This is a genomic window from Ruegeria sp. H4, assembly GCF_056533065.1.
Genome location: NZ_JBQFOC010000002.1, coordinates 413971 through 426310 on the forward strand (window position 1 = coordinate 413971; position 12340 = coordinate 426310).

Annotated in this window: 13 protein-coding genes; 9 read left to right on the forward strand and 4 right to left on the reverse strand. The window is 58.2% G+C overall.

The window, feature by feature from the left end; genetic code table 11:
• Nucleotides 1-6: 6 nt before the first annotated feature.
• Both ACR0KG_RS13505 and ACR0KG_RS13510 read left to right on the forward strand, forming a co-directional pair.
• Nucleotides 7-330 carry a 2Fe-2S iron-sulfur cluster-binding protein gene (locus ACR0KG_RS13505; protein ID WP_039534845.1) on the forward strand — a complete coding sequence of 108 codons (324 nt, stop codon included), beginning with the start codon at nucleotides 7-9 and terminating at the stop codon, nucleotides 328-330.
• 131 nt (nucleotides 331-461) lie between these two features.
• On the forward strand, nucleotides 462-1085 hold the full coding sequence (locus ACR0KG_RS13510) for an FG-GAP repeat domain-containing protein (protein WP_480827573.1): 624 nt from the start codon (nucleotides 462-464) through the stop codon (nucleotides 1083-1085).
• 79 nt (nucleotides 1086-1164) lie between these two features.
• Here the strand turns inward: ACR0KG_RS13510 and purD are convergent, their stop codons facing one another.
• A complete protein-coding gene (gene purD / locus ACR0KG_RS13515; protein ID WP_480827574.1) occupies nucleotides 1165-2427 on the reverse strand; it encodes a phosphoribosylamine--glycine ligase in 1263 nt (420 codons plus the stop codon).
• 75 nt (nucleotides 2428-2502) lie between these two features.
• Between purD and xseA the strand changes: the two genes are divergently transcribed.
• Both xseA and ACR0KG_RS13525 read left to right on the forward strand, forming a co-directional pair.
• Entirely contained in the window at nucleotides 2503-3987 is a 1485-nt protein-coding gene (gene xseA / locus ACR0KG_RS13520) for an exodeoxyribonuclease VII large subunit (protein ID WP_480827575.1), read from the forward strand.
• Nucleotides 3988-3990: 3 nt separating this feature from the next.
• Nucleotides 3991-4632 carry a glutathione S-transferase family protein gene (locus tag ACR0KG_RS13525; protein ID WP_480547870.1) on the forward strand — a complete coding sequence of 214 codons (642 nt, stop codon included), beginning with the start codon at nucleotides 3991-3993 and terminating at the stop codon, nucleotides 4630-4632.
• 2 nt (nucleotides 4633-4634) lie between these two features.
• Here the strand turns inward: ACR0KG_RS13525 and ACR0KG_RS13530 are convergent, their stop codons facing one another.
• Nucleotides 4635-5030, reverse strand: coding sequence for a hypothetical protein (locus ACR0KG_RS13530; RefSeq protein WP_480827576.1), 396 nt, complete (start codon nucleotides 5028-5030; stop codon nucleotides 4635-4637).
• Between the two features lie 129 nt (nucleotides 5031-5159).
• Here ACR0KG_RS13530 and ACR0KG_RS13535 point away from each other — a divergent pair, with 129 nt between their 5' ends.
• The 5 genes from ACR0KG_RS13535 to ACR0KG_RS13555 all read left to right on the forward strand — a co-directional run bounded on the left by ACR0KG_RS13535 (nucleotide 5160) and on the right by ACR0KG_RS13555 (nucleotide 9408).
• Nucleotides 5160-5795, forward strand: coding sequence for a lysoplasmalogenase (locus tag ACR0KG_RS13535; RefSeq protein ID WP_480547868.1), 636 nt, complete (start codon nucleotides 5160-5162; stop codon nucleotides 5793-5795).
• 57 nt (nucleotides 5796-5852) lie between these two features.
• Nucleotides 5853-6992: a signal recognition particle-docking protein FtsY gene (gene ftsY / locus ACR0KG_RS13540; RefSeq protein WP_480827577.1), complete on the forward strand. Its 1140-nt coding sequence runs from the start codon at nucleotides 5853-5855 to the stop codon at nucleotides 6990-6992.
• An 87-nt stretch (nucleotides 6993-7079) separates the two neighbouring features.
• Complete coding sequence (locus tag ACR0KG_RS13545; protein WP_480827578.1) at nucleotides 7080-7982, forward strand: EamA family transporter; 903 nt, start codon at nucleotides 7080-7082, stop codon at nucleotides 7980-7982.
• A 16-nt stretch (nucleotides 7983-7998) separates the two neighbouring features.
• Nucleotides 7999-8604, forward strand: a complete 606-nt coding sequence (locus tag ACR0KG_RS13550; protein WP_480827579.1) for an inner membrane-spanning protein YciB — start codon at nucleotides 7999-8001, stop codon at nucleotides 8602-8604.
• 135 nt (nucleotides 8605-8739) lie between these two features.
• Nucleotides 8740-9408 carry a Crp/Fnr family transcriptional regulator gene (locus tag ACR0KG_RS13555; RefSeq protein WP_480827580.1) on the forward strand — a complete coding sequence of 223 codons (669 nt, stop codon included), beginning with the start codon at nucleotides 8740-8742 and terminating at the stop codon, nucleotides 9406-9408.
• A 195-nt stretch (nucleotides 9409-9603) separates the two neighbouring features.
• On the opposite strand, the gene ACR0KG_RS13560 is transcribed toward ACR0KG_RS13555, so the two are convergent.
• Together ACR0KG_RS13560 and ACR0KG_RS13565 are read right to left on the reverse strand one after the other, a co-directional pair.
• The gene (locus tag ACR0KG_RS13560; RefSeq protein ID WP_480827581.1) at nucleotides 9604-10590 is read right to left on the reverse strand and encodes a DMT family transporter; all 987 of its coding nucleotides are present in this window, start codon (nucleotides 10588-10590) and stop codon (nucleotides 9604-9606) included.
• A gap of 180 nt (nucleotides 10591-10770) precedes the next feature.
• Entirely contained in the window at nucleotides 10771-12240 is a 1470-nt protein-coding gene (locus tag ACR0KG_RS13565) for a Do family serine endopeptidase (RefSeq protein ID WP_480827848.1), read from the reverse strand.
• Between the last annotated feature and the right edge of the window lie 100 nt (nucleotides 12241-12340).

Here is a 12340-nt window from a genome sequence, read left to right on the forward strand (position 1 = left end):
CACGCAATGGCAAAGATCACCTATGTCGAGCATGGCGGTACCGAACACACAGTCGAGGTTGCCAACGGACTGACGGTCATGGAAGGGGCCCGTGACAACAATATTCCAGGCATTGAGGCCGATTGCGGCGGTGCCTGCGCCTGCTCAACCTGCCATGTCTATATCCACCCTGACTGGGTCGAGAAAATCCCCGCAAAGGATGATATGGAAGAAGACATGCTGGACTTCGCCTACGAGCCCGACCCTGCCCGTTCGCGCCTAACCTGCCAGATCAAGGTGACGGATGCACTAGATGGTCTGGTAGTACAAATGCCCGAAAAGCAGATCTGATGCCAACCAAAGCGCCGCGCCCGCCCGCTCGCCTCTGGCACTTTCGGGCCCGCGGCGCTCTGTCAGCGTGTTGCATGTGGCTTGCTGGAGCAAGCTTTGTAACCGCAGACACAATAACCTCAGCCCGGTTTATGGAACCAACCACGCGCTATACGCATGGGGTCCTGGGTGACAACATCGAATACGGCGCGCTAGAATTAAGCGTGAAAGGTGAAGATGGCACCAAGGTCACGACCATCACCCTGCCAGAAGATCACGTTTTCGAAGACTTGGCGCCCCGGCTTTGGGACGTCGATTCCGACGGCAATTTCGAAGCTGTCGTCGTTGAATCTCAAAACCAGCGTGGTGCTCAACTCGCTATCTACGATACAACCGGAACAAAAATCGCCGCCACCCCGTATATCGGTACACGCTTCCGTTGGCTGGCCCCAATCGGAGCTGCTGATCTGGATGGCGACGGCCATGTCGAGGTTGCCTATATCGACCGCCCTCACCTCGCAAAAACCCTGCGTATCTGGCGCTTCAAGGATGATCAGCTGACCGAGATCGCCGCAATCCCGGGCCTGACCAATCACAAGATCGGTGAGGATTTTATCTCGGGCGGCCTGCGCCTCTGCAACGGCCAGGCGGAGCTGATCGTTGTCAACGCCGATTGGTCGCGGATCATCAGCGTCTCGCACCAATCCGATTGGACCCAAACCGTTCTCGGCCCGTTCAACGGCCCCAACAGCCTCACCCAAGCCCTAAAATGCTGATCCAAACTTCATCTGGCCCAAAATATCCTGGGGGTGAGGCCGCAGGCCGAGGGGGCAAAGCCCCCTCACCCACCAGTGCTCAAAGCGCTCGCCAGCCAATATCGCGCCGGTAGAACCCCTCCGGCCAGTCCACCCCATCGACCATTGCATAGGCCCGATCCCGCGCTTCCTGCAGCGTCTCACCCCGTGCAGTGACGTTCAGCACCCGCCCGCCTGAGGCCTGAATCTGGCCCTCAACCGCCTTGGTGCCTGCGTGAAACACCATGTTGCTGCTGTCTTCGGGCAGAGCATCCAAACCTTTGATGGCAGAGCCTTTCCCATACACTCCAGGATACCCCTGCGCTGCCATGACCACCGTCATCGCATGATCATCGGCCCAATTCACACGGGCATCCTCCAGCCGCCCCTCGGCCGCTGCATGCATCAAATCCATCGCTTGCGCGCCCAGCCGCATCATCAGCACCTGACATTCAGGGTCGCCGAACCGCACATTGTATTCCACCAAACGCGGTTGCCCGTCCTTGATCATCAAACCGGCATAGAGCACACCCTGAAACGGCATCCCGCGCCGCTTCATCTCGGCCATGGTCGGGCGGATGATTTCAGCCATCGCACGGGCTTCAACCTCAGCGCTCAGCACCGGAGCGGGCGAATAGGCGCCCATGCCACCGGTGTTCAGCCCGGTATCGCCTTCACCCACACGCTTGTGATCCTGTGCTGTGCCGATGGACAAGATGTTCTCTCCGTCACACAACACGAAGAGAGAGGCTTCCTCTCCCTCCATGAACTCCTCGATCACAACTTCGGCGCCCGCACCGCCAAAGGCGCCGCCGAACATGTCATCGATGGCCTCCAACGCGGTTTGCGCATCCATCGCTACGATCACACCCTTGCCTGCGGCCAGCCCGTCGGCCTTGACCACGATGGGCGCGCCCTGTTCGCGGATATAGGTTTTGGCGGGTTCCGCCTCAGTGAACCTTGCATAGGCTGCTGTCGGTGCGGCGGCCGCGTCACAAATCTCTTTGGTAAAGCTTTTTGAGGCCTCAAGCTGTGCCGCCGCGGCCGAAGGGCCAAAGACCAGCACGCCAGCCTCTCGCAAACGATCTGCAACGCCTGCGGCTAATGGCGCTTCGGGGCCGACAATGACGAAATCAATCGCGTTTTCTTCGGCGAAGCTGACCACTGCGCCACCATCCTCGATATCTAGTGCAGCACAATCGGCAATCTGAGCGATCCCGGCATTTCCCGGCGCAACAATCAAGCGGTCGCATTTGGGGTTCTGCATCACCGCCCAGGCCAGGCTGTGCTCGCGCCCACCGCTGCCGAGAATAAGGATGTTCATGAAAGCTCTCCGATCTGCTTGGCCTTGCCTGCGCGGCGTTCTAAGCTGGGTGGGCATTTGACACAAGGCGCTGAAATGTCCGACCTGCTCGATGACCCGATTCCCGGCCAAAACACTCCCGAATATTCGGTTTCCGAGCTTTCTGGCGAGGTGAAACGCACGCTCGAAGGAACATTCGGACGAATCCGCGTCCGCGGCGAAGTCGGTCGGGTGTTCAAAGCGCGCTCGGGGCATCTGTACTACGACATCAAGGATGATCGGAACGTGCTGGCCTGCACGACATGGAAAGGTCAGATCTCGGGCTTGTCGGTTGTGCCCGAAGAAGGGCTTGAGGTTGTCGTGACCGGCCGCCTAACCGCTTTTGGCGCACAGTCCAAATACAACATGAACGTGGATGAGGTCGCCGTCGCCGGACAAGGTGCTTTGATGGCGCTGCTGGAAAAGCGCAAAAAGCAGTTGGAAGCCGAAGGACTGTTCGCGCCCGAACGCAAGAAGCAACTGCCATATTTGCCTCAGATCATAGGCGTGGTGACGTCACCTTCCGGCGCAGTAATCCGCGATATCCTGCACCGGCTACGGGATCGCTTTCCTCGTAAGGTTCTGATCTGGCCGGTTGCCGTTCAAGGGGCCAATTGCGCGCCTGAAGTGACCCGCGCCATCGAAGGGTTTAACGCGCTCACACCCGGGGGCGCGTTGCCTCGACCTGATCTGATCATCGTTGCGCGCGGCGGCGGGTCGATCGAAGATCTGTGGGGCTTCAATGAGGAAAGCGTTGCGCGTGCTGCTGCCGCCTCGGACATCCCGTTGATCTCGGCTGTAGGTCACGAAACGGATACAACGCTGATCGATTTTGTCTCGGACCGCCGGGCACCCACGCCGACTGCTGCCGCTGAGCTGGCTGTCCCCGTCCGGATGGAGCTGCTGGCTTGGACCAATGAACAGGGTGCACGCCTGTCCCGTGCGGCCAGCGATGCGGTCCAGCGCCGCAGCCAGCGTTTGCGCGATATTGCCCGCGCCCTACCGCGCCCGGATAGTTTGTTGAACACTCCCCGACAACGGCTTGATCTGATTGCAGAACGACTGACACCCGCTTTGACCAGAGGCGTGCAAAACCGACGCTTGCAACTGGTTGAGATGTCGGCCCATCTGCGCCCCTCAACCTTGCGCAGCGTTGTCGCATCTCGGCAGGAAAGCCTGCGCAACCTGTCTTCGCGCCTATCCGTGCGTCCGATCCAACGCGAGATTGACCAGCAGCGCCAAGCCACCAACAGACTGGCCGAACGACTAGACACCGCTCAAAGCACCCGATTGGATCGCCTGCGCCAACAGCTGGATGCCACAGACCGCCTGCGCGAAACGCTTAGCTACAAAGCCACGCTGGAACGCGGCTATGCCGTTGTGCGGGCCGAGGGCGACGTGATTACCACCAAGTCACAAGCCTCCAAGCACCTGGTGCTGGAAATCGAGTTCACCGATGGTCGCCTGACGACCGGAGGTTCCAGCAAATCGCCCCCCAAAAAGGCTAAGACAGATGCTCCCGATCAGGGCTCTCTCTTCTAAACCATGCTGACGATTTGGGGGCGCAAAACATCATCGAATGTGCAAGCCCTCATGTGGTGTGTCGGAGAGTTGGGACTGGAGTATCACCGCCATGATGTTGGCCATCACTTTGGCGGTTTGGACACGCAAGCCTTCGGCAAGCTGAACCCAAACCGCACCATCCCCGTCCTGCAGGATGGCACCAACCCACCCTTATGGGAAACAGGGGCCATTCTGCGCTATCTCGCCGACCGCTACGGGCCCGACACGTTTTGGCCCAAAGACCCGGTTCAGCGCGCCGACGTGGACAAATGGGCTGAATGGGCGAAGATCAATGTTGCAATGGGTTTCACGGTCCCGGTGTTCTGGCATGTGGTTCGAACCGCACCTGCCGATAGAGACAAGGTTAACATCAGGAACGCCATTGAACAGCTTGAAACAAAACTAGAAATTTCAGATCGACGTTTGGAGAGCCGCGAATTCCTCACCGGCCCTGACCTGACCCTGGCCGACATCCAGTTCGGCCACATCCTGTACCGATACTACGACATCGAGATTTCGCACGCGCAGTTCCCCAATCTTAAACGCTACTATACTCAACTCACAGCAAGACCCGCGTTCAGACAGCATGTCATGATCAGCTACGAAGACCTAAGGGTGAGCTGAGATCAAACCCCAACCTCTGGCCCAAGGCAGATCATCTCTTCACCCAGATCTTCGGCCTCATACAACTGCGTCGCCTGTGGGTCGCCTTCGAACTGGGCAACCAAACCACCGCCCATTCGCGTGAAAACCCAGCATTGCGGGTCTGACCTGTCTTCGTAGACAAAGCAAATCTGATCTTCGCGCTGATACCACACACCTTCCTTGCAGTTGCCATCAAGAAACGACCAGATCACGCGACGATTGGGCAAATAGCGTTCTACCCCGTAGACCTCGCCGCTATAGCCGTAAAACAGGGTTTTTCCGCGCGTATAGTCATCGAATTCCGCCCCAGATAACGCCGTTTGCGCCCCCACAGGATGGGCCGAAAGCACAAGAAGAATCGCAAAGAACCTCAGCATGGCGCCATAGTGTCAGATACATGCGGTCAAAGCTATGCGTGCTGCACGTTCGCATGCCTCCACGTCACCTGTTGTGCCAATTGCTGATTTCGAACGACAGTAAACCCACGAGAGTGGGAGGAAACCAGAGTGAACAGCCTGATTTGGATCGCAGCCACATGCGCCCTGGCCTATCTGCCCCTGTCCCCACGCCCGGCCAGCACAATACGCACTGCGCTTAAAACTGCCTCTGTCGCCCTATTGGCCCTGTTCGCGGCTCTCAGCGGGTCCGCAACCCTGTTGATCCTTGCTTTGGCCCTTTGCGCTATCGGGGACGCACTACTTTCCCGCGAGTCCGAGACCAGCTTTATGGCCGGTGTTGGCGCATTTGCGGCAGGCCACCTTGCCTATGTCGCTCTCTTCCTGTCTCATCCCAGCAGCGATGCGACACTTATCTTCGACCATCCCGGATATGTCTGGCCCCTCATTTTGCTGGGCATTGTCGCCGCCACCCTCCTTGCCCCCCGCGCCGAAGACCTCAAGGTGCCGGTGCTGGCTTATATCCCCATCATCCTCGGCATGGGCATCACAGTCCTCGCTCTGCCCGATACAGGCGCCCTTCGTTGGGCCATGCCCGCTGCGATGGCCTTCATCGCCTCAGATCTGATCCTCGCAACTGAAAAATTCCTGTTACCTGCCAACCACCCGGCTCTGAAACTCACGCCCTATCTGATCTGGCCGCTCTATTGGGGCGCACAAGCCGGGTTCCTGATCGCCTTTACCTGACCCTTTGCAACTGCCTTAAATCCGCATTAGGTGAAAGGATCACCTGCGGAGACCAAAATGGCGTTTTTTTCAAAGCTCAAGGACAAGCTGTTCAAATCCTCCTCGCGCCTCGAAGAGGGGTTGGATGCGATTGTCGAGGATGGCGGCGAGGAAACCGCACCCGACCCGGTGATCCCGCAGCCCGAGCCCGAAACGCAACCCGTTCCAGAGGTACCCAGCCCGGCCCCCATCCCCGTGCCATCCGAGCCTCCTGCTCCTACACCTGCAGACCCCACGCCTGAACCAACGCCGCCGGAGGTGCCGGAGTCAAAAGGCCTGCTGGGCCGATTGTTCAGCCGCGGCGATGCCCAAACCGTAGTCCGCCGCACGCTGGATGACGACATGCTGGAACAGCTTGAAGAGCTGCTGATCGCCTCGGATATGGGCGTCGACACCGCCCTGCGCGTAACCGCAAACATGGCCGAGGGTCGCTTTGGCCGCAAACTCTCGACGAGCGAAATCAAACAATTGCTGGCACAGGAAGTCGCCCGCGTCATGGAGCCTGTGGCCCGCCCATTACCGATTTATGCCAAACGCCCGCAGGTGGTTCTGGTCGTCGGCGTTAACGGCTCGGGCAAAACAACGACCATCGGTAAGCTCGCCAGCCAGTTCAAAGCCGCAGGCAAGCGGGTTGTCATCGCCGCCGGCGACACCTTCCGCGCCGCCGCCGTTGAACAACTCCAGGTCTGGGGCGAGCGCGCCGGTGTCCCGGTTTTAACCGCGCCAGAAGGTTCGGACCCCGCAAGCCTCGCCTTCGATGCCCTCTCCAAAGCCCAGGAAGATGGCGCCGATCTGTTGATGATCGACACGGCAGGCCGCCTTCAAAACCGAGCAGATCTGATGGAGGAACTGGCCAAGATCGTCCGCGTTATTCGCAAGGTCGACGACACGGCCCCGCACAACACCCTGCTTGTGCTTGACGCTACCACGGGTCAGAACGCGCTCAGCCAGGTGGAAACCTTCCGCAATCTCGCCGATGTGTCAGGCCTTGTGATGACCAAACTTGACGGCACCGCCAAGGGCGGCGTTCTGGTGGCGCTTGCGGACAAGTTTGGCCTGCCGATCCACGCCATCGGCGTCGGCGAACAAATTGATGACCTCGCCCCCTTCGACCCCGAAGAATTCGCCGCCGCCCTGACCGGCCTGGACCAAAGCTGATCCAAACCTTCATCTGGCCATAAATATCCTCGGGGGTCTGGGGGCAGACAGCCCCCAGCCTCTCCCTCCAGCGAAAAGATCTGATACTTGAGCGACTGGCTGATCTCACTTGAAGGCACCGAAGCGGGCCACCAGCTTGCCCTTGGACTGGCTCTCATGGCCGCCTTTTTGCACGCGGTCTTCGGGGCACTTCAGAAAGGCCGCCACGATCCTTGGCTTTCGCGCGGAGCGATCGACGCCTGCTATTGCCTAATGGCCGCCCCTTTTGCGTTCTTCGTCGTGCCCTGGCCCGAACCCTATATGTGGCCGATCTTTGCCGTCGTCTGGCTGATCCACATCGCCTACAAAACGCTTCAGGCCATGGCCTACACCAAAGGGTCTTATACGGTCGTTTACCCCGTTGTGCGGGGCACCGGCCCGCTGTTCACAGTGATTGGCGCCTATCTGTTGTTCGGCGAGACTTTCAGCGGCCCTCAGTGGTTCGGTGTTGCGGTCCTGCTAGCCGGGATATTCGGCCTCGCCCTCTACAACCTGCGTTTTCTGGAAACCAACCGGGAAACGCTTGGGATCGCGCTGGCGCTGGCCGTTGCTACCGGCCTCTTCGTGGCGCTCTACACCACGTATGATGCCTATGGCATCCGTACCACCGCCGATCCGTTCACCTTTCTGGCGTGGTTTTTCATGATCGATGGCGCGGCCATGCCGATCTACGCCTTCCTCAGATGGCGCGCCATGATCACCCGCCCGGCCATTGGTCCCCTCATGCTGCGTGGTCTTGCAGGCGGCATCATCGCGCCCATGTCTTTCGGGGCGATCATGCTGGCCACACGGCTCGACAAGGTGGGCGAAGCCGCCGTTCTGCGCGAGACCTCAACAGTCTTTGCGGCCCTGATCGGTTGGCTTGTTTTGAAAGAAACGGTCGGCCCCAGACGCATTGCTTTGATGGCATTGATTGCATTGGGCGCCGTAATCGTTGAAATGGGCGGGTAAGCAGCAGGAAGATACGATGACAGGCAAAAAAGACATCAACCCGTTTCTGAAACAGGTGCTCGAACTCGGCCCCCCACTGGCCTTTTTCTTCATCTATCTGCGCCTGCGCGATGACAGCTTTCTGATCGCCGGTACAGAATACTCCGGCTTTATCATCGCGACGATCATCTTTGTGCCCCTGATGCTGGCCGCGATGGGCATCCTGTGGTTTCTGACCGGTAAACTCAGCAGATTGCAGATTTTTACCGCCTTCATGGTCATCTTCTTCGGTGGCCTGACCGCCTGGTTCAATGATGAACGGTTCTTCAAGATGAAGACCACTCTGGTCTACGGCGTCTTTTCGACCATCCTGGGGATCGGTCTGCTTCAGGGAAAATCCTATCTGGCCTATGTACTGGATGAGATGCTGCCCATGAAACACGAAGGCTGGATGATCCTCACACGCCGGCTCTGTGCCTGTTTTGCCGTTCTGGCCATCGCCAATGAGCTCGTCTGGCGCACCATGTCGACCGATTTATGGGTGAAGATCGAAACCTTCGCTTTCCCGATCGCCCTGATGGCGTTTTTGATGCTGCAATTCAGCCTGCTGCAAAACTATATGGAAGATCCGGATCAGCAATGAGCGCCAACGCTGCGTTGATGCACCACCATCACACCGCGTAAGTAATCCGTAAGCTGCAAAAGAACTTGGCTTAAGCCCGAAGCTATGAAAGGTTAAGGCACCACTCAGCACCTAAATCCGGAGTTCACCGCCCGTATGACGGCCTTTCCTTCTAGTGGCTTTCTATCAGAAGCCTCTGACGAGCTTCGAGAGATGCTCTCTGATCTTGCGTCCGAACTGACCCTTGAACAGGGGGAAACCCTGTTTGAACAGGGCGACGAGGGCGACGCGCTCTACGCGATACTCTCAGGCACGCTCGAAGTGTCGTTTCTGGCCATGAGCGGGCGAAAGCTGACGCTGACCCTCATGCGGCCCGGCGAAGTTTTTGGCGAGATTGCCCTGTTTGACAGCGGCCCACGCACAGCGACAGTCGCCGCTGCCGAGCCATCGCGCGTTCTGCGTGTGCGCCGCCGCGATGTGATGGGCCAAATCCGCGAACATCCCGATCTGGCCGTTGATATGGTCCGTCTGGCCGGTTTGCGCATGCGCTGGATGGGATCACAGCTGAACGAGCAGGTCTTTCTGCCTATGCCGATCCGGCTGGCGCGCAAACTGCTTCATCTGTCCAACCTGCAGGATGACCCATCGGAACGAATCACGCTGTCGCAAAGCGAATTAGCCGAATTTGTCGGCGCCACGCGCGAGGCGGTGTCAAAAACCATCTCGACCTGGAAACGCGACAATGTGGTTGAAGCCTCGCGCGGAGGTTTGCTGATTCAGGATTTCGAAGCCCTGCGCGAATTGGCCGAATCCGATCTGATCTGACGATTTCGTAGTTTGGTGTGATCTGGTTCACAGAACGACGGGTCGAACCTGACCTAAGGTGAGCTTGTTACCGTAGGAGGTCAGAGAATCATCCCCGATATCTGTCCACTGATCTCTCCCTGTATCTGAGCCATATGTCGTCCCGGCATATGGCTCATTTTCTTTGCAAACTCAGACTCTGCATACCCAAGCGTGTCAGTACCTGCGATGCACGTGTTTGCCACGTACAACCATTCGGTTCTTTTGTTTTTCCCGCAGGAAGACAAACAAACCCGACCCCAGGATCAAGAGTATCCCCAAAACAACCGGTAGGCCCGGTAGCTCGCCCCAGATCACCCAGCCCCAAAAAATCGCCAAAGGCAGGCCCACATATTCAAACGGGGCCACGGTGGCCGCATCTGCGATGCGATAGGCCTGTCCCAGGCAATATCCGATAAGGGCTGCGTTCAGCCCCAACCCTGCGAACAACCAAAGGTCATGACCTTCGGGCCAGACCCAAGCGCGGAACAGAAACAACAGGCTTTCATTCTCGACACCCTCGGCAAGTCGCCCATCTCCGGCGACCAGCCAGAAGACAATGCTGACAACAATGAAGGCGGATTGAATATAGACCGCCATGGCAGACGCCTTGGATTTGGCGCCCAGATACCGCGTCATTACGTTGTTCAGCGCATAGGTGAAAGCGGCGGCAATGGGCAGGACATAGATCCACAGGCTGATCGTGCGCTCTGCCCCGCTTTCCCAGGGGCGCGTCATGATGATCACCCCTGCAAACCCAACCAGAACCGCGCCAATGCGCATCGGTCCGACCTTTTCGCCCAGGATCGGGATGCTGAGCAAGGTGATCATCAAAGGGGCCACGAAAAACACAGCCGTCGCTTCGGCCAGAGGCATAACCGCAAGCGCGGTGAAAAATGTCAGGTTTGCAATCACCAGAAACGTCGCCCGCAGAACATGCAGGCCCGGCTGATCGGTTTTCAGGATACTCCATCCCCCCTCCAACTGAACCAGAGCAAGGCTAAAGCCGATCCCAATCAGAGAACGGGTGAATACCATTTGGTGCAAAGGATACCCGCCCGACAGAAACTTGATCAGCATGTCATTGAGAGAAATCCCCAGCATTCCGATCAGGATAAAGACGATAGCCAATGTAGGGTTTTGTAAAATCTTGTTTTCTGACACAATATTCCCTTTCATCCGGCCCCTAACACGGGTTTCGGATCAGGTCCGCTCTGTTTGCGACATGATGTTAGACATTGATTACAGCCCCGGTTCAGAAAGATTGACCACCGCTTAGCAGACAAAAAAAGAGGCTCCGGATCGGAGCCTCTTAGATCAGTGCTTGGAAGTTCAAAACCGGTGCTATTCTTCCAGGCTGAGCGCTACAAACCGTGGGTCACCGCCACGACGCACCAGCAACAGCAGAGACTTGCGCCCAGCCACTGTTGCCTCTTCCATCCGGTCTTCCAGGTCTTCGATTGTGGCAACCTTCTGTTGGCCCGCTTCGGTGATCAAATCACCAGCACGCAGGCCCTTGGCATAGGCTTCCGAAGCCTGATCCACATCCGAAACCACCAGCCCTTCGGCATCCGCGTCCAGACCAAGTTCTTCGCGCAGCGTGTCGGTGAGCGGTGAAATAGTCAGACCCAGAATATCCGTGTTTTCATCAGCAGGCGTGTCTTCAGCTTCTTCTTCGCCATTCTCGGCGCGCTCCGCATCCTCACGGCGGCCCAGCGTGACCAAGACGGTCTGGGTGCTACCATCCCGGCTGACCACGACGCGGACGGCTTTGCCGACCTTTGTTTCACCGACCTGACGGACAAGGCCGCGCGTATCCTCGACATCGACGCCGTCAAAGCTGAGAATGACGTCACCCGCCAGCAGGCCAGCCTCTTTCGCAGGACCTTCGGGCACATCGCTGATCAGCGCACCACCGGGTTTTTCAAGGCCCATGGCTTCGGCCATGTCTTCGGTCACATCCTGAATACGGACACCCAGCCAGCCTCGGCGGGTTTCCCCGAACTCGCGCAGCTGATCGACAACTTTGACAACTACGTTCGAAGCCATCGAAAAACCAATCCCGATCGACCCACCATTGGGCGAAAGGATCGCGGTGTTTACGCCAATCACCTGGCCTTCCATGTTGAACAGCGGACCGCCCGAGTTGCCCCGGTTGATCGCCGCGTCGGTCTGGATGTAGTCATCATAAGACCCGCTCAGCGCGCGGTTGCGCGCAGATACGATCCCAGCCGAGACCGAGAATCCCTGCCCCAGCGGGTTGCCCATGGCAATCACCCAATCCCCGACGCGCGCAATATCGCTGTCGCCGAATTGGACGTATTTTAGCGGGCCAGAAGCTTCGACTTTGAGCAGAGCAATGTCGGTTTTTTCATCGGTGCCGATCACTTTGGCGGGTAGCTCTTTCTTAGGCTGACCATCGCCCGGGAAGAACTCCACCAGGATTTCGTCCGCTTCGGCAATGACGTGATTGTTGGTCACGATGAACCCGTCTTCCGAGATCACAAACCCCGAGCCCAGCGCATTGCTGCGACGCGGAACGTTTTCGCCGTTGTCCCCACGGTCCTGGAACTCACGAAAGAAATCCTCGAACGGTGATCCTTCGGGCACGATGCCCTGCGGGCCGGTTTGTCCTTCGATCAGGGTCGATGTGGTGATGTTCACCACAGCCGGGCTGATCTGTTCCGCAAGCGGTGCCAAGCTTTCGCCACGCGCATACGCCGCCACCGTCTGCGCAGCGATCAGAACCATTCCCGCAAATGCCAGCCACATCAGCCGCATAAAACCAAACCCTTCGTTCTGCCGAACGGACATACTGCGTGCTTGTGCCTGCACTTGGGAACTCCTTGTCGTCACTATCTACGGACCGCCCTTAAGCCGCCCTCTAGGCAACCAATGTAGTCGGTTTGCTGCA